Here is a 17693-nt window from a genome sequence, read left to right as displayed (position 1 = left end):
CTCTGCCCGCAGGCCCGGGCTGAGCGCCACATCCTGTTTGCCTCGGATACCATCGCGCCATGAGCCAATACTACGTAGCACTTTTAAGAGGAATCAATGTTGGGCGCGCCAAGCGTGTCGCCATGGCCGACCTGCGCCTGATGGTGGAAGGGCTGGGATACACGGACGTGCGCAGCCTGCTCAACAGCGGCAATGTGGTGTTCCGGGCGGAGGGGACGAGTGCGCCTGAAGCCGCCGCCGCGATCGAGGAGGCCCTGGTGCTCAGGCTTGGCGTAGCGGCGCGCGTCTTCGTGTTGGACAGCGAAGAACTGGCCGCCATCGTCGCGGCCAATCCCTTGCTCGACGTCGCCGACAACCACGCGCGCCTGATGGTCTTCCTGCTGGGCGACCCCGCGCAGCGCGAGCGGCTGGCGGCGCTGGCGGAGCAGGACTGGGGCTGCGAGCAGCTGGCGCTGGGCGAGCGCGCCGCCTATGTCTGGTGCCCCGACGGCATCCTGGATAGCGCCCCGGCGGCGGCGCTGGGAAAACAACTGGGAGACGGCACGACGTCCCGCAACTGGAATACCTTGATGAAGCTGCACGCTATGTGCGCTGAAGGCTGAGGCGGGGCGCCAGGCTGGGGCATGAATCCGCAGGCAAGGAAGTGGCGCGCGTTCCTGCCTTGATGCTTCAAGCCGGGCAGGGCGCCCGGCCGCTACGAAAGACTGCTTACTTGAACTTCTCGCTGCTGTCGCGGCTCGCGCGGTAGCCGATCAGTACCAGGCCGAGCAGCATCATGGCGAACACTTCCGGTTCGGGCAGTTCGGACATGTGGCTTGGCGGCGTGACGATGTCCTGGCGCTGGGTCACGGACAGGTTGCGGACCGGTTGCTGGGCGGCGGGCTGCGTGCCGGAGTGAAGGTCGATCAGGGCAGCTTGCGCCGGACTGCCGAGGCAGATTGCGAGCGCCGCTGCCAATGCATATCTTTTCATAGCCGTTCCTCTTGCTGTGAATGCTCATGGCCCCAGGCGACCCCGGATAGGGAGGATGGGGCGAACCCATTGTCCGAATCAGCATATCAAAACCGCGCAAATTGTCGCGCTCAATTGAATGGTTGAGTTGCGCAAAGATGTCATCAGGATGCGCAAAGATGCATACTGTTGAGCTCACGCAAACCATTCTTTCACTGTCGCAAAATAGCCTCGCGCCTGACTGACATTATTGCAATGCGCGGGTGGGTTTGTAATGGCATTTATATAAGAAACACGTTTTGTTTTACCAGTTCGATAATTTCTGCTGACAGCCTGACAATCAAAACTGTTATCGTTATTTTCACTATCGGCGTAATCGGCATTTTTTTCATCGCACGGTATACACCTCGGTTTTTTTTGCGGGTATAGTCTCCATATCCCTATTGCCTTCGGGCATCAAAACAATACCAAACGAACACGTTTGGAAACCAGAGCGGCCCCTGTGCGCCGCAGCCGATCCCGCGAGACCACGCCGGCACGGCATCCTGAAGAAGTACCGTCGCTGTCCCAAACTGAGCTTAGAGATCACCATGCCCAATTTCGCCCAATTGCAAGTTGCTTTCAAGAACGCGTTCAAGAGCGTGTACGTGCGCATCGCCCTGGCGGCGCTGCTCGGCGTGATCGCAGCCGTGGCAATCTGGAAATCGACCGTGAGCCAGGACCCGAGCCCGGTCGTGCATTCGCAAAACATTGCCGAGATCACCGAACTGGCCGCCAAGAAGGCGCGCCTGGAATACCTGCTGATCGCCAAGCCGCTGTCGGAGTCGCCGCGCTACGTCTATAAATTCAAGGATTCGAACGCGATCAACGTCGTGAAGGTGCCGAGCACCTCGCACCTGTCGCTCGAACGCGAAGTGCTGCTGAAGAACGCCATTCCGTATTCGATCGCCAAGGACGAGTACCTGGCCAGCCACAAGGCCGTCATGGACGAGGGCGAGAGCTTCCTCGACAAGACCGGCACCTTCTTCAAGAACTATGGCCTGAACATCGCCATCGTCCTGCTCGTGCTCTACCTGCTGAAGTTCGGCGTCCCGGGCATGAATGCGAGCGCCTCGATCATCACCCCGGACAAGCTCAAGGGCAGCATGGATGACCTGATCGGCATGGAAGACATCAAGCAGGAAGTCCTGCACCTGGAAGACATGATCCGCAATCGCGACGAATACCAGTCGCACAACATCGACAAGCCCTTCAACGTCATGCTGACCGGCCCTGCCGGCACCGGCAAGACCAAGCTGGTCGGCTACCTGGCCAAGCGCCTGGACATGCCGCTGATCTCGGCTTCGGGCTCGGCCCTGGAATCGGGCTACGTCGGCGGCGGCTCGAAAGCGCTGAATGCGCTGTACAAGAAAGCTTGCGCCAAGGGCAAGTGCATCATCTTCCTGGATGAGGCGCAAAGCCTGTTCATGCCGCGCGGCCGCAGCGAAAAGAAGTGGGAAGACGACACCGCCAACACCCTGCTGGGCCTGCTGGACGGCGTGAAGAGCGACAAGGGCCAGGGCGTGATCTGGGTGGTCGCCTCGAACTTCGACGATTCGAATACCGAGATGGACGAAGCGATGCTGCGCCGCTTCTCGGTCAAGATCAACTTCCGCCTGCCGAACAAGCAGGAACGCAAGGAACTGCTGCGCAGCTTCCTGGCGCGCAAGAAGGATGGCCTGGTGGACTGGAACGACACCAACCTGGACCAGGTGGCGGAAATCACCCAGAACCTGAGCCCGGCCCTGCTGGAAACCGTGGTCGAGCGCGCGTCGATGCTGTCGATCCAGGAAAAGGCGATCATCAACACCAACCTGCTGTTCCGTGCCTACGAACGCGCCACCATCGGCCTGACCGACCGCGCCACCACGGCCGAGAAGACCAAGCAGCGCGAGCGCATCGCCCTGCACGAGCTGGGTCACTTCTTCATGCAGATCGACCCTTACCTGCGCCAGGGCCTGAGCCTGGCCGAGGTGAAGGAAAAGTCGCACCTGCTGAAGATCAGCACCGAGGCCGTGTCGAAGATCGGCGCCCTGGGTTACGTGCTGCAGTCGGGCGAGGACATGTCGCTGCGCACCCTGGAAGAGCTGGAGCGCGACGTGGTCGGCCTGTACGGCGGCGTGGCGGCGGAAGAGCTGTTCTACGGCGCCCGCGGTATCTCGGTGGGCAGCCAGAACGACATCGAGAAGATCACCAAGATGCTCAACCTGATGGTGAGCAAGCTGTCGATGTACTCGCGTTCGAAGCTCGACTACTCGCAACTGTCGAAGGAAGTCGGCGGCGAGCATACCCTGCGCCTGGTGGAAGAGAAGGCCGATGAGCTGTACACCTACACCCTGGACGCGATCCGCGACTACAAGCTGGTGATCGAGTCGCTCAAGGACACCCTGATGGACGAGTACGTACTGTCCAAGGATGCGGTGTTCGCGCTGCTGGAAGAGCGCAGCGAAATGATCTACTCGCAGCTGCACGGCCGCCACGCCAACCTCAAGCTGTGCGTGGAAGAAGCCGCCGCCTGAGTCTGACGATTTTTCCTTGCTGTTCTTAGCCCCGCCGTGCGCAAGCCGGCGGGTTTTTTTTGTCCTAGTGCGCGGTGGCCCCTTCCTTGAGCGTCTCCAGCACGTGCCGCGTCATGCTCGCCGCCAGCTCCTGCTCGCCCACGAAGACCTTGCCGCCGGTCTCCTGGCGCAGCAGGTCCGCCTCGCCTTCGTTATGGCTGCGCACCACGACCCCGACCGAGGGGTTGAGCATGCGTGCGATTTCGACCATGCGCCGCACCTCGAAGGTGTCGGGCGTGGCGATCACGAGCAGGGCCGCATGGGTGATGTGCGCCTGAATCAGTACCGCCGGCTCGGCCGCATTGCCCGCCACCGCCGGAATCCCGCGTGCGCGCAGTTGTTCGACGACTTCGCGGTTTTGCTCCGCCACCACGAAGTGCACGCCGCGCGCCGCCAGGTCGTCGGCGATGCGGCGGCCGACGCGTCCGAAGCCCACCAGCACCACCTGTCCGCTGAGCTTCTCGTGCGCCGTTTCCATCGGCAGCTCGGCCAGCGGGTCAGCCGGGCGTTCCAGCTTGCGCGCCAGCTCGGGTTTCGAACGCAGCCATTTTTCCAGCGGCGCGCCGAGGCTGAACATCAGCGGATTGACGGCGATCGAGATGATGGCGCCGGCCAGGATCAGGTTCTGGCCCAGGGCCGGGAGCAATTCGAGCTGCATGCCCAGCGCCACCAGGATGAAGGAGAATTCGCCGATCTGGGCCAGGGAGGCCGAGACCGTGATCGCGGTGTTGATCGGGTAGCGCAGCGCCAGTACCAGCACGAAGGCCGCGACCGACTTGCCGAACAGGATGATCGCCACCACCGCCAGCACCTGCAGCGGGTACTGGACCACGACCATCGGGTCGAACAGCATGCCGACCGAGACGAAGAACAGCACCGAGAACGCGTCGCGCAGCGGCAGCGACTCCTCGGCCGCGCGGTGGCTCAGCTCCGATTCGCGCAACACCATGCCGGCGAAGAAGGCGCCCAGCGCGAACGAGACGCCGAACAGGTGCGAGGAACCATAGGCGATGCCGACCGCCGCCGCGATCACGGACAGGGTGAACAGCTCGCGCGAATTGGTTTTCGCGACCCGCCAGAGGAACCAGGGGAAGACCTTGCGGCCGACGATCAGCATGAAGGCGACGAAAGCGCCCACCTGCAGCAGGGTCTTGCCCAGCGCCGGCCACAGTTCGGCGCCGGCGTCGCCCTTGCCGCCCAGCGGGCCGGCGAGGGCCGGCAGCATCACCAGCACCAGCACCATGACCAGGTCCTCGACCACCAGCCAGCCGACCGCGATGCGGCCGTTCATGGAATCGAGCACGCCGCGCGCTTCCAGGGCGCGCAGCAGCACCACGGTACTCGCAACCGACAGCGCCAGGCCGAACACCAGGCCGGCGCCCAGTCCCCAGCCCCAAAAGTAGCCAAGCCCCATGCCCATCATCGTCGCCACCGTGATCTGCAAGAGGGCGCCGGGGAGGGCGATCTTCTTCACGTCGAGCAGGTCGCCCAGCGAGAAGTGCAGGCCGACGCCGAACATCAGCAGCATCACACCGATCTCCGCCAACTGCGACGCCAGCTGCACATCGGCCACGAAACCAGGTGTGGCGGGGCCGATCAGGACGCCGGCGGCGAGGTAGCCGACCAGCGCGGGCAGTTTGAGGCGTATGGCGAGCATGCCGAACAGGAGGCCGAAGCCCAGTGCGGCGGCGATGGTGGTGATCAGGCTGAGTTCATGGTGCATCCGTGCGGCCTCCGTGGCAGGTTGTTAACTCCACGAGTATAAGGGACGCAAGTTCCTTAGCCGGAAAAAAATTCCACCAAATGGAGGATCAGTGCATTTCAGGGCACGGTCGCAAGCGTTAGCAGCACTTTGTGCACCGATGCGCGCACGGCCGCGAACTGCCCGGGACGCGCGTGACGGTCCAGGCGAAACAGCATCAGGCCCTCGACCTGGGCCACGATCAGCACGGCGCGCTGCATGGCCTCCTCGTCGCCGATGGCCGGGTTCAGGCCGCGGATCAGGCCATACACGGCCTTGCGCTCGCGCGCCATCATCCTGCCCATCAGTTCGGAAGCGAAAGGGTGGCGCGAGGCCAGCGCCCAGATCTCGAAGAAGATCGCGTGGGTGACGGGATCGGTGATCTCGTCCAGGAACATGTCGATCGTGGTGAGGAAGCGCTCGACCTGCGGCCGGCCCGCCATCGCCACGGCGATGCGGTCCATCTTGGCCTGGAACTCGTCCATTGTATAGAGCAGCAGCGCTTCGAGCAGCTGCTCCTTGCTGCCGTAGTAGTGCTGGACGTTGGACAGGCTCATGCCGGCGTCCTGGGCGACGCGCCGCATCGACAGGCCGGCATAGCCTTCACTGGCGAGCAGGGCACGCGCGGCCAGCAGGATGGCACGGGCACGCCCGAAGCCTTTTTCGGTGGTGAGCGAGGGCTTGTTGCGCAGCGCGCTGTCCAAAGTCGGGGTCATGCGGGGATTATCGCATCGGCATACAAAAGTGAGTACGGCTGACCTATAATCGGAGTGATAGTAGGTCGCGCGACCTAGAATGAGGAGACAGCATGAACAAGGTGTATGTGAGCGGCGTCGGGATGATCCCCTTCGCCAAGCCGGGCGCGAGCAGCCCCTACCACGAGATGGGCGCCCAGGCGGCGCGCGCGGCGTTGGATGACGCGGGCCGCGGTGGCGTACCATTCTCCTACGAACTTGTCGAGCAGGCCTATGCCGGCTATGTCTACGGCGACTCCACCAGCGGGCAGAAGGCCCTGTACGCGGTCGGCATGAGCGGCATCCCCATCGTCAACGTCAACAACAACTGCTCGACCGGTTCCACCGCCCTGTTCCTGGGCCGCCAGGCGGTCGCCAGCGGCGCGGCCGACTGCGTGCTGGTGCTGGGCTTCGAGCAGATGAGCCCCGGCGCCCTCGGCTCGGTCTTCACCGACCGCCCCACGCCTTTCGACGCCTTCGACGAAGTGACCGACCGCCTGGTCGGCAAGCCGGAGATCCCGCTGGCGCTGCGCTACTTCGGCGGCGCGGGGCTGGCGCACATGAAGAAGTACGGCACGCCCCTGGAAGCGTTCGCGCGCATCCGCGCCAAGGCCAGCCGCCACGCCGTCAACAATCCGCTGGCGCTGTTCCGCAAGGAAGTCACGCCCCAGGACGTGCTCGACGCGCCGGAAATCTGGCCCGGCGTGATGACCCGCCTGATGGCCTGCCCGCCGACCTGCGGCGCAGCAGCAAGCTTGCTGGTGTCGGAAGACTTCGCGAGGCGCCACGGCCTGCGCCGCGACGTCCACATCGCCGCCCAGGCGATGACGACCGACACGCCCGGCACCTTCGATTCCGGCGACATGATGCGCCTGGTCGGCTACGACATGAGCCGCGCCGCCGCGCAAAAGGTCTACGAGCAGTCCGGCCTCGGTCCGGAAGACCTCGACGTGGTCGAGCTGCACGACTGCTTCGCGCACAATGAACTGATCACCTACGAAGCCCTGGGCCTGTGCCCGGAAGGCGGCGCCGACAAGTTCATCATGGACGGCGACAATACCTACGGCGGCCGCGTGGTCACCAACCCTTCCGGCGGCCTGCTGTCGAAAGGCCATCCGCTGGGCGCCACCGGCCTGGCGCAGTGCTTCGAGCTGACCCACCATTTGCGCGGCACGGCCGACGCCCGCCAGGTTGCCGGCGCCCAGGTGGCGCTGCAGCACAACCTGGGCCTGGGCGGCGCCTGCGTCGTCACCATGTACCGGAAGGGCTGAGGACATGGACATGAACTCCCCCTGGATGAACGAGGAACTGGCCGCCTTCCGCGATGCCGTGCGCCGCTTTGTGCTAGGTGAGATCACGCCGCACCAGGACGCCTGGCGGGAGCAGCGGCACGTCGACCGTGAACTCTGGCGCAAGGCCGGCGAGATGGGCCTGCTGCTGGCCGACATCCCGGAAGAATATGGCGGCGCGGGCGGCAGCTTCGCCCACATGGCGGTGGTGTTCGAAGAGCTGTCCTACGGTGGCGATACCGCGTTCGGCATCCACGTGCACGCCATCGTCGCGCACTACCTGCTGAACCAGGGCACCGAGGAGCAGAAACAAAAGTACCTGCCGCGCCTGGCGAGCGGCGAGATGATCGCGGCCATCGCCATGAGCGAGCCGGGCGCGGGCTCGGACCTGAAGGGCATCCGCACCACGGCCGTGCGCGGCCCCGACGGCTACCGCGTGAGCGGCTCCAAGACCTTCATCTCGAACGGCTATATGGCTGACCTGATCCTGGTGGTGGCCAAGACCGACCCGGCGGCCGGGGCCAAGGGCGTGTCCCTGATGCTGCTCGAAACGAAGGACAATCCGGGCTTTCGCGTGGGCCGCATCCTGGAGAAGGTCGGGCAGAAGGGCCAGGACACCTGCGAGCTGTTCTTCGACGATGCCCACGTCCCGTTTGATAACGTGCTCGGTGGCGAGGAGGGGAAGGGCTTCGCCCACCTGATGACCGAGCTGCCCTACGAGCGCACCATCCTGGGTGTGTGCGGCGTGGCCGCCATCGAGCGCGCGCTGCAGCTCACGGTGGAACATACGCGGGAGCGCCGCGCCTTCGGCCAGGCCCTCATCGAGATGCAGAACACCCGCTTCGTGCTGGCCGAGATCAAGACCGAGGCCACGATCGCGCGCATCTTCATCGACCGCTGCATCGAGGACATGCTTGCCGGTCGCATGGACACCGTGCGCGCCTCGATGGCCAAGTACTGGATATCGGACCTGCAGTGCAAGGTGGTGGACCAGTGCGTGCAGCTCTTCGGCGGCTGCGGCTACATGCTGGAATACCCGATCGCCCAGATGTACGTGGACGCGCGCGTGCAGCGCATCTACGGCGGCGCCAACGAGATCATGAAAGAGATCATCGCCCGCTCGCTCTGACAGGCAGAAGGAGGACACGATGGCAGGACCCTTATCAGGCGTACGGGTGGTCGAGATGGTCGGCATCGGGCCCTGTCCCTTTGCCGCCATGATGCTGGCGGACATGGGCGCGGAAGTGATCCGCATCGACCGCAAGGCGACAGCGGGGGAAGACAACCCCTACCCGGTGCTGGGCACGCGCCATGACGTGATGGCGCGCGGGCGCCGCTCGCTCGCGCTCGACCTCAAGAAGCCCGCCGGCCGCCTGGCCGCGCTGGGATTGATCGACCGCGCCGACGTGCTGCTCGAGGGCTTCCGTCCCGGCGTCATGGAACGCCTCGGCCTGGGGCCGGACGTGTGCCTGGAGCGCAATCCGAAGCTGGTCTATGGCCGCATCACCGGCTGGGGCCAGGACGGGCCGCTGGCGCAGGCGGCCGGGCACGACATCAACTACGTCGCGCTGTCCGGCATGCTGCACGCGATGGGCCGGGCAGGCAGTCCGCCGGCCCCGCCTCTGAACCTGGTCGGCGACTTCGGTGGCGGCGGCATGATGCTGGCCTTCGGCGTCGTCTGCGCCGTGCTGGCGGCGCGGCAGTCGGGCCAGGGCCAGGTGGTGGACGCCGCCATGACGGATGGTGCCGCCCTGCTCGGCGCCATGACCTATGGCCTGCGCGGCTTCGGTGCCTGGAACGACAGGCGCGAAGACAACCTGCTCGACGGCGGCGCCCCCTTCTACGACAGCTACGCCTGCCGCGACGGCAAGTTCATCGCCATCGGCGCCATCGAGCCCCAGTTCTTCGCGAAGCTGCTGGCGCTGACGGGGACGGTCGACGAGGCGTTCACGAAGCGCTGGAACAAGGCGCACTGGCCAGGGCTGAAAGCGCGCTTCGCGGCCCTGTTCGCGACCCGGACGCGCGAGGAGTGGTGCCGCCTGCTGGAGGGCACCGACGCCTGCTTCGCCCCGGTGCTGGACATGGCCGAAGCGCCGCGTCATCCGCACAACGCGGCGCGCAAGACCTTTGTCGAGATCGACGGCGTGACCCAGCCGGCGCCGGCGCCGCGCTTTTCCCGGACCGTGCCAGGCAAGCCGACGGCGCCATCCAGCCCCGGCCAGGACAACGAGGCCATCCTGCGCGACTGGGGCTTTACGGCAGAGTCAATCGAAACACTGAGGGCCGGCGAAGTCATATAGGATGGGTAGGGTGCACGGCTTTGCCGTGCGCGCGTTCAAATACACGTCGAAATGGGGCGCATCGTCCATTCCCGCGCCGGTTGAACGCGCGGTCGGCGAAGCGTGCTCCAGTCCACTGGACTGGACCACCCCTACGAACCCGGGACCATGACCAAGGAAGCCGAACTCCGACAATCAAAACTGCTGGCGCTGGCCTTTTTCGCCGGCGCGGCCCTGCTATTCCTGTCGACGCTGTTCCTGCCCCAGAACTGGTGGACCGGCCTGCTGCGCGCCTTTTCCGAGGCGGCCATGGTCGGCGCCCTGGCCGACTGGTTCGCCGTGGTCGCCCTGTTCAAGCGCGTGCCGATCCCCATCGTCTCGCGCCACACCGAGATCATCCCCAAGAACAAGGAGCGCATCGCCGACAACCTGGCGCTGTTCGTGCGCGAGAAGTTCCTCGACACCGAGTCCATCGTCGGCCTGATCCGGCGCCACGATCCGGTGCAGAAGGTGGCCGAGTGGCTGGTCAAGCCGGCCAATACCGAGCTGCTGGGCCAGCACCTGGTGCGGGTGGGCGCCTGGATGCTCGACTTCATCGAGGACAGCGCCGTGCAGGGTTTCATCCGCCGCGCCGTGCACGCCATGGTGGGCAGCGTCGACCTGTCGAAATCCGCCGGCACCATCCTCGAAAGCCTGACGCGCGACGGGCGCCACCAGGAACTGCTCAATGAAGGCATCGTGCAACTGGCCCGCCTGCTCGACAATGCCGACACCCAGGAGACCATCGGCCAGGGCATCGTCGACTGGCTCAAGGAAGACTATGCCTTCATCGAGAAGATGCTGCCTTCGGAACTCATCGGCCGCAAGGGCGCCGACCTCGCCGTGCGGCTCGCCTCAGGCATCCTGAACAAGGTGGCGGCCGACCCGCATCATCCGCTGCGCCAGCGCTTCGACGCCTTCACCGTGGAATTCATCGAGCGCCTGAAGCGTGATCCGGCCTTCGCGCAGAAGGCCGAGGAAATCAAGGCTTACCTGCTGGGCGACGAGACCCTGAACGGCTACCTCGGCTCGCTGTGGGGCGAGCTCAAAGGCTGGCTGAAGCAGGATCTGCACAGCGAGGATTCGACGCTGCGCCGGCGCCTGGTCGGCATGGGGGCCTGGGTCGGCAAGGTGCTGGCCGAAGACCCGCAGCTGCGCGCCTCGCTCAGCGAGAACCTGGAATCGGCCGCGCGCGGCGTGGCGCCGGAGTTCGCGGGTTTTCTCACGCGCCACATCGCCGACACCGTGAAACAGTGGGACGATCGCGAGATGTCCGAGCAGATCGAACTCAACATCGGCAAGGACTTGCAGTACATTCGCATCAACGGCACCATCGTCGGTGGCCTGATCGGGGTCACCCTGTACCTGCTGTCGCAGGCGCCCGCGCTGTTCCGATGAAAGGAAACACCATGCAGCAACTCGCACTGGATGACTGGCTGGCGCTCAACCCGGACGTGGTGCAGATCCCGGGCCGCGACCTGTTCGTGATCGCCAAATACCTGGTTCCCATGGAGGCGACGCTGGCGCAGGGCTGCCTGGTCGCAGCCGGCATCCCGGCCGTGCTGGCCGATGCCCACCTGATGCAGACCGACCTGCTGCTGGCGCCCGCGCTGGGCGGGGTGCGCATCCTGGTGCCGTCCGACTACCTGCAGCAGTCGGCGGCCGTGCTCGAGGGCCTGGCCCGCGGCGACTACGCCCTGGACGACTCCTTTACTGCCGAGTAGATCGCCCCTTTGCGTGAAGTAGCGAACGTTGCAGCGACAGACAGAGGCGTAGCCTGAGCCCATGGACTAACCATGACAGGAGAATCATCATGCCTCAAGGTGATAAATCGTCCTACACGGACAAGCAGAAACGCCAGGCCCAGCACATCGAGCAAGGCTATGAGAAGAAGGGCGTGCCGAAGAAGGAAGCTGAACGGCGCGCCTGGGCCACCGAGAACAAGATCTCGGGTGGCGGCAAGAAACACTAACTGGTTTTTAAAAAATAATGGCCCGCTATCGGGCCATTATTGATTAATCAAGCTGCTTTGTGCTTCGTTCCCCCGCCTAACGCTTGTAATTCTTTGAAGGACTGGTTGCAGTAGGGGTGCATTATTTCGCAGTTCGCAGGATCCCCATCACCCCCTTCGCGAACCGGTGTAACATGGTCATACGACATAGATTTTTCGGCATCCATAAAACCTTTGCACATTGGGCAGCGAATCGCCGACTTAAGTGCTGTTTTCAAAAACACAAGACTTTTAGTGTCATCCGTAAAAGACGTTGACCTTTGAATATCCTTGCCAACAACGATTTTTCCTTCTAGGCCGAGCAATTTGACTAACAATACATCATCTGGCGCAGTTCCATTGGAGAGCGAATCAATCAAGCCAGACAGGAACTGCTCATATTTATCGACTCGCTTCTTACTCGGATGCTTTTGGAGAATGGTAGCGATCATTTCCTTATCTTCGATAAGAATTTTCTCGAGTTGCTCCCTAACCCTCGTAAATTTCGGGAAAAATGTTTTATCATTATTTGCTATGGCACGCGCAATCAACGAAATGGTGCCCATGAACATCGGATTGGAGTGCCGCCCGGTCGGGCCGTAAAAATATACCGCAGGGTGAAGGCCTAAGCTGCCATTTGCATTGCCAGAAACTCGCTGTGCAAGTTTGTCCAATTTAATAAGTACATTAGCCGTGCCGTTACCATCTTCATCGTCAGGAGTGTCATCAATTGAAGTTGGCTTACCTGACTGATCTCGAAGTGCAATTAAGCAAAGATCAATTAATGCTTGAATTGCAGTGCGCACCCCCTTTGGTCCACCAAGTGGAAGGTCAAGAGTTTTGATTGGCCGCTGGAGTTCGGGGTCGAATAAAGTTGAGTGGATCTTTCGCGATAAATCTTCGATTTTAGCCGTGACGTCCTGATTAAACGCCGACCAATACTTGTGACCTTTGCCAGCCCGAATAATCGCCCGTGCTGAAATTGAGATGGCCTTTTTTCGCCCCTTCAATAAAAGCTCTTCAATATCATCAAGCGGCGTTCCCTGGGTGTTTATGTTGAAAAACGAAGTTTCTGCCTTTTCAGCATCGCCTTCAACCCACTGTATGGGTAAGCCTCGAACAGCAATGGTATTAACGATCTTCTCCTCAATAGCTGAAAGTCCTGTAGTTCCCATTTTTGCCTGGAAATGCTGCCATGTTCCAACTTGAGTTTGCACCATTTCACGCACGCGCTTTGCAATGCGCTTCTGCTCTTGTGAGATTTCATACCCGAAAAAAGGTTGGGAGGCGGGCCCGTCTCCATAATCGTCAGTAACCCAGGCTTTCAATACACTTAAGCGATGGCCGCCGTCAATAACGAAAAAATGACGATCAGATTTCCAAAGAATTACCGATGGGATCAGGTCGCCGTTAATGAAACACTTGAGAAGTGATACTACCTGTTCCGGTGTCCAATGATTTGTTTCACGTTGGAAATCTGGCTTCCGTAGAAGCTTCCCAATAAAACCGTCAGGGCCGAGTTCCCTTAACGTTATCTTATCCGTCTTTTCAAAAGATTGAGCCTCACCACTAGAAGCCGCGAAGTCTTCGCGAATAATCATTGCATCTAGATTTACTAGGTTTGCCATACAGTCCCTTTGCCGTTCGATTATCGTAAAGATTCTGAACCTAAGCTTAAGGTTTAGCAACACATTTGCGTGAAAAAAGATCAAGCATGCGACAATTGATAAATTATGCGCTTAACATTTATATTTTTTGAGCTAGTGTTCACTCTGAAGAAGGATGATGACTAACCGAATTTTGATGGGGTTTGCAGATCAAGAAAAGAAAAAGCCGTCGACTCAAGTAAGTCGACGGCTTTTGTCATGGTGGTGATAGGTGGACTTGAACCACCGACCCCAGCATTATGAGTGCTGTGCTCTAACCAGCTGAGCTATATCACCGAAAGCGGTAAAACAAAATGGCCTGACTGCGAGAGCCAAGCCATCCGTTTGGAATTCTGTGGTGGTGATAGGTGGACTTGAACCACCGACCCCAGCATTATGAGTGCTGTGCTCTAACCAGCTGAGCTATATCACCGCAACGGCAGGCATTATCGGGGCCAGCGCGACGCCTGTCAAGGCTGGACACTGTTCCCTGGCGTAAAAATCTTACGTCGATGTCATTTTTCCAACGCTGCCAGCCGGTCCAGCAAGGCTTGCGTCGGGTCCGTACCGAGGCAGTCTATCACGATCCGCTCCGGCATCGCGCGCAGCCAGGTGATCTGGCGCTTGGCCAGTTGGCGGGTGGCGATGATGCCCAGTTCGCGCAGGTCTTCCCGGTTGATCGTGCCGTCCAGGTAGTCCCAGGTCTGGCGGTAGCCGACGCAGCGCATCGAGGGCAGGGTCGGCGACAGATCGCCCCGCGCGCGCAGCCGCGCCACTTCCGCCACCAGGCCCTCGTCGTCGCGCGTGCCCAGCATCCCGTCGAAACGTTGGGCGATCCGTTGATGGAGGACGGCGCGGTCCGACGGTTCCAGTGCGAAGGAGACGAGGTCGAATGGCAGCTCGGGCCTGGCGCGCAATCCGAGCAGCTCCGACATGGGCTTGCCGGTCAGCTGGATGATTTCGAGGGCGCGGTTGATGCGCTGGGCGTCGTTCGGTTTCAGGCGCTGGGCCGTGACAGGGTCGAGGACGGCCAGCTTCGCATGCATCGCCGGCCAGCCGATGCGCGCGGCTTCTTCTTCGATGGAGGCGCGCACGGCCTGGTCGGCGGTCGGCAGGTCGTCCAGGCTGTCGGTCAGGCCCTTGAAGTACATCATGGTGCCGCCCACCAGCAGCGGCAGCGCGCCGCGCGCCGAGATCTCGCCGACCAGGCGGATCGCATCCTCGCGGAACTGCATCACCGAATAGGCTTCGAGCGGGTCGATGATGTCGATCAGGTGGTGGGGCACGGCGGCCAGTTCCTCGGGCGAGGGCTTGGCGGTGCCGATGTCCATCTCGCGGTAGACCAGGGCCGAGTCGACCGAGATGATCTCCACGGGACGCGTCTTCGCGATCGCCAGCGCCGCCGCGGTCTTGCCGGACGCGGTCGGCCCCATGATGGCCACGGCCATCGGTTTCTTTGGATCAGACATCATTGGCCGCGCAGGAAGAGCTTGTCGAGCGCCGCGATTTCGAGCTGGACCCAGGTCGGGCGGCCGTGGTTGCACTGGTCGGAGCGCTCGGTGATTTCCATCTGGCGCAACAGGGCGTTCATCTCCTGGTTCGACAGGATGCGGTTGGCGCGCACCGCCGTGTGGCAGGCGAGGGTGCCGAGCAGTTCGTTGCGGCGCTCGATCAGCACGCGCGAGCCGCCGAATTCGCGCACGTCGCGCAGCACGTCGCGCGCCAGCGTCTGCGCGTCGGCATTCTTCAGCAGGGTCGGCACCGTGCGCACGGCGAGCGTGGTCGGCGACAGGGCGGCGATGTCGAAGCCGAGGGCCTTCAGGGTCTCCTGGTGGTCCTGGGCGGTCGCCACCTCGATGGCGTCGGCGTAGAAGGTCACGGGGATCAGGAGCTGCTGCACCTGCAGCTCTTCGCCTTCGGCTCTGGCGTCCAGCGCGTTCTTGATCTGTTCGTAGAGGATGCGTTCGTGGGCCGCATGCATGTCGACCAGCACCAGGCCCTTGGTGTTCTGGGCCAGGATGTAGATGCCGTGCAGCTGGGCCAGCGCGAAGCCGAGCGGGAAGTCGTCGTTCGACAGCGGGCGGTCGGATGCCGACAGTGGCACGCCGACCGGTGCGGCCGCTTTCGCCGGCTCGTTCGACGCGAACAGTGCGCCATACGCCTCGGTGCGCTGGGCTACGCCACCCTGCGATGGTGCGGGGCGTGGATCGTCCCAGCGGCTGCCCGGCGCGAAAGGCGAGGGCGAGAAGGTCGGCGCGAGCTGCGCTCCGAACGAGGTCTGCTCGTGCGGACGCGGCGCCCACACCGGCGTGCCGGTCGGGCGCACTTCGGCGGCGGAGATCGGCGCCGGCGCGCTGCCGTGGGCAGTGGCCGACGTCTGGGCCAGGGTGCGCTGCACCGCGTGGAACACGAACTGATGCACCGCGCGACTGTCGCGGAAACGCACCTCGATCTTTGATGGGTGCACGTTGACGTCGACCAGTGCCGGGTCGAGGTCGAGCGAGAGCACGTAGCAGGGGAAGCGGTCGCCGTGCAGCACGTCCTGGTAGGCCGCGCGCACCGCGTGCACCAGCAGCTTGTCGCGTACGAAGCGCCCGTTCACGTAGAAGAACTGGCCATCGGCGCGCGCCTTGGAGGCCGTCGGCAGGCCGACGTAGCCATGCAGGCGCAAGGGACCCGCCGCTTCGTCCAGCGGCAGGCGCGCCTCGGCGAAGTCGTTGCCCAGGATCTGGGCGCTGCGCTTGGCCGCTTCGCTCACGTTCCAGTGGTCGATGGTGCGGCCGTTGTGCGTGAGGCTGAAGGACACGTCCGGACGCGCCAGCGCGATGCGGCGCACGACTTCGGCGCAGTGGCCGTATTCCGTCTGTTCGGACTTCAGGAACTTGCGGCGCGCGGGGGTGTTGAAATACAGGTCCTGCACGTCGATGGTGGTGCCGAAGGCGCCCGATGATGGCGCCACGGTGCCCTCGTGCGAGCCGACGATTTCCCAGGCGTGGGCGGCGTTCGGCGTGCGCGAGGTGATGCGCACCGCGGCGACCGAGGCGATCGAGGCCAGCGCCTCGCCGCGAAAGCCCAGGGTGCCGACGTGTTCGAGGTCGTGCAGCGAGGCGATCTTCGAGGTCGCATGGCGGGCCAGCGCCAGCGGCAGCTGCTCGGGCTCGATGCCGCGGCCGTTGTCGGTGATGGCGATGCGCTTGACGCCTCCTTCTTCCAGGCGCACGGTGATCTGGGTCGCGCCCGCATCCAGGGCGTTCTCGAGCAGTTCCTTCACCACGGCGGAGGGCCGCTCGACGACCTCGCCGGCGGCGATTTGCGAGATGAGCTGATCAGGCAGCTGCTGGATCGGACGGTGGGTAGGGGCGGGCGCGTTCATCGGCAAATTATATCCCGCCCCAACGGGGTGCGGCGGCGGTCTTACTTCTGCTCGCGCACCGGAATCGGCGCATTGCACAGGTCAATCTTGCCGGTGGCAACCTTGGTCCACGGGCCGCCGCGGTTGCGCTGGGCCTCGACCACGGCCTGGTAGGTGGCGCTGTCGGTGCGCATCACTTCGAACTTGCTGCGCTCGGTTTCCGGCAGGTCGGCCGCGATGCGCACTGACTGGATCGGCATGCGCTGTTCCGGCTTCTCGTAGAAGCCGGCGGCGCCCGTGCCGCGCGGCTGGGCGGACAGCAGGGGCATGCCATGCACGATGCGTCCCACCACGGTGATGTTGCGGTCCAGGTGGCGCGGCGCGTGGCCGATGACCACGTAGAGCTGGGAGCCGTTGCCGCTGTCGTAGCCGTTGTCGCGCGCCACGCCGATCATGCCGTAGCAATGGGGCAGCCAGGTCTCGCCCCTGGCGGGATCGCGCGCCACGGGAAAACCGTTGACGTGGCCGACCTGGGGCGCGTAGACGTCGCCATCCTTCAGGCGGGTAAAGGCGCCGGCCTTGGCCGCGTCCCTGATCGGCACGGTGAATTCTTCCTTGACCGTTTTGGCGGCCTTGAAGGGCTTCGGGTTCTCTTCGTCCGGGTCGCCCCACTGCACCACGAAGCCGTCCTGCGAGCGGATGATGAACAGGCCGTCGAAGTATTTTTCGCGCACCAGGGCGCGGATGTTGGCGGCGGTGGCCGGGGCAAAGGCGGGCGCCAGTTCCATGATCACGCGGCCCGTCGGCAGGTCCATGTAGACCGTGTTCTCCGGGTCCAGCGCGCGCCAGTCGGACGGTTTCGAGGCCTTGAGCACGTCGGCCACGGTGGGCTTCGGCGGCAGGGTGTTGGCCTTGGTGGCGTCAGGCGCGGCCTGGGCGGCGAAGCCCATGGCGGCGAGGGCGGCGGTGGCAAGGCGCAAGGTGAACACGGCGGTCATGCAGTCTCCGTATGGATGGGTATTCGAGCGATTGTGCGGGAATGTGGTCACAAGGTAAAGCATCCGAGATGATATGA

Annotated in this window: 15 protein-coding genes and 2 tRNA genes; 8 read left to right on the top strand and 9 right to left on the bottom strand. The window is 63.3% G+C overall.

Annotation, left to right across the window (positions count from 1 at the left end):
• The first annotated feature begins 59 nt into the window (after positions 1–59).
• Positions 60–602 carry a DUF1697 domain-containing protein gene (locus NX780_RS13675; protein ID WP_258828414.1) on the top strand — a complete coding sequence of 181 codons (543 nt, stop codon included), beginning with the start codon at positions 60–62 and terminating at the stop codon, positions 600–602.
• A gap of 106 nt (positions 603–708) precedes the next feature.
• Here NX780_RS13675 and NX780_RS13670 read toward each other — a convergent pair whose 3' ends face one another.
• Positions 709–972 carry a hypothetical protein gene (locus NX780_RS13670; protein WP_258828413.1) on the bottom strand — a complete coding sequence of 88 codons (264 nt, stop codon included), beginning with the start codon at positions 970–972 and terminating at the stop codon, positions 709–711.
• 569 nt (positions 973–1541) lie between these two features.
• Here NX780_RS13670 and NX780_RS13665 point away from each other — a divergent pair.
• A complete protein-coding gene (locus tag NX780_RS13665; RefSeq protein WP_258828412.1) occupies positions 1542–3509 on the top strand; it encodes an AAA family ATPase in 1968 nt (655 codons plus the stop codon).
• 64 nt (positions 3510–3573) lie between these two features.
• On the opposite strand, the gene NX780_RS13660 is transcribed toward NX780_RS13665, so the two are convergent.
• Positions 3574–5271: a cation:proton antiporter domain-containing protein gene (locus NX780_RS13660; protein ID WP_258828411.1), complete on the bottom strand. Its 1698-nt coding sequence runs from the start codon at positions 5269–5271 to the stop codon at positions 3574–3576.
• 98 nt (positions 5272–5369) lie between these two features.
• The gene (locus tag NX780_RS13655) at positions 5370–6005 is read right to left on the bottom strand and encodes a TetR/AcrR family transcriptional regulator (protein ID WP_258828410.1); all 636 of its coding nucleotides are present in this window, start codon (positions 6003–6005) and stop codon (positions 5370–5372) included.
• A 92-nt stretch (positions 6006–6097) separates the two neighbouring features.
• On the opposite strand from NX780_RS13655, the gene NX780_RS13650 reads away from it, so the two are divergent.
• The 6 genes from NX780_RS13650 to NX780_RS13625 all read left to right on the top strand — a co-directional run bounded on the left by NX780_RS13650 (position 6098) and on the right by NX780_RS13625 (position 11602).
• A complete protein-coding gene (locus tag NX780_RS13650; protein WP_258828409.1) occupies positions 6098–7294 on the top strand; it encodes a lipid-transfer protein in 1197 nt (398 codons plus the stop codon).
• Positions 7295–7298: 4 nt separating this feature from the next.
• Entirely contained in the window at positions 7299–8441 is a 1143-nt protein-coding gene (locus NX780_RS13645; protein ID WP_258828408.1) for an acyl-CoA dehydrogenase family protein, read from the top strand.
• Between the two features lie 19 nt (positions 8442–8460).
• Complete coding sequence (locus tag NX780_RS13640; RefSeq protein ID WP_258828407.1) at positions 8461–9612, top strand: CaiB/BaiF CoA transferase family protein; 1152 nt, start codon at positions 8461–8463, stop codon at positions 9610–9612.
• A gap of 147 nt (positions 9613–9759) precedes the next feature.
• Entirely contained in the window at positions 9760–11028 is a 1269-nt protein-coding gene (locus tag NX780_RS13635) for a DUF445 domain-containing protein (RefSeq protein ID WP_258828437.1), read from the top strand.
• 11 nt (positions 11029–11039) lie between these two features.
• Positions 11040–11354 (top strand): hypothetical protein, encoded by a 315-nt coding sequence (locus tag NX780_RS13630; RefSeq protein ID WP_258828406.1) that lies wholly within the window; start codon positions 11040–11042, stop codon positions 11352–11354.
• Between the two features lie 89 nt (positions 11355–11443).
• Positions 11444–11602, top strand: coding sequence for a hypothetical protein (locus tag NX780_RS13625; RefSeq protein ID WP_027866691.1), 159 nt, complete (start codon positions 11444–11446; stop codon positions 11600–11602).
• 47 nt (positions 11603–11649) lie between these two features.
• Here the strand turns inward: NX780_RS13625 and NX780_RS13620 are convergent, their stop codons facing one another.
• From NX780_RS13620 to NX780_RS13595, 6 genes are all read right to left on the bottom strand, one after another.
• Positions 11650–13248 (bottom strand): GmrSD restriction endonuclease domain-containing protein, encoded by a 1599-nt coding sequence (locus NX780_RS13620; RefSeq protein WP_258828405.1) that lies wholly within the window; start codon positions 13246–13248, stop codon positions 11650–11652.
• Between the two features lie 238 nt (positions 13249–13486).
• Positions 13487–13563, bottom strand: a tRNA-Met gene (locus NX780_RS13615).
• Positions 13564–13622: 59 nt separating this feature from the next.
• A tRNA-Met gene (locus NX780_RS13610) sits at positions 13623–13699 on the bottom strand.
• Between the two features lie 82 nt (positions 13700–13781).
• Positions 13782–14738: a tRNA (adenosine(37)-N6)-dimethylallyltransferase MiaA gene (gene miaA / locus NX780_RS13605; protein ID WP_258828404.1), complete on the bottom strand. Its 957-nt coding sequence runs from the start codon at positions 14736–14738 to the stop codon at positions 13782–13784.
• Positions 14735–16639, bottom strand: coding sequence for a DNA mismatch repair endonuclease MutL (gene mutL, locus NX780_RS13600; protein ID WP_258828403.1), 1905 nt, complete (start codon positions 16637–16639; stop codon positions 14735–14737). Before mutL ends, miaA begins: the two co-directional genes overlap by 4 nt.
• 41 nt (positions 16640–16680) lie before the next feature.
• Positions 16681–17616 (bottom strand): peptidylprolyl isomerase, encoded by a 936-nt coding sequence (locus NX780_RS13595; RefSeq protein ID WP_370663612.1) that lies wholly within the window; start codon positions 17614–17616, stop codon positions 16681–16683.
• Between the last annotated feature and the right edge of the window lie 77 nt (positions 17617–17693).

This window comes from Massilia agri, assembly GCF_024753255.1.
Taxonomy (GTDB): Bacteria; Pseudomonadota; Gammaproteobacteria; order Burkholderiales; family Burkholderiaceae_D; genus Telluria; species Telluria agri.
The sequence above is the reverse complement of the archived record's forward strand: the minus strand, read 5'-3'. Positions and strand labels throughout refer to the sequence as shown.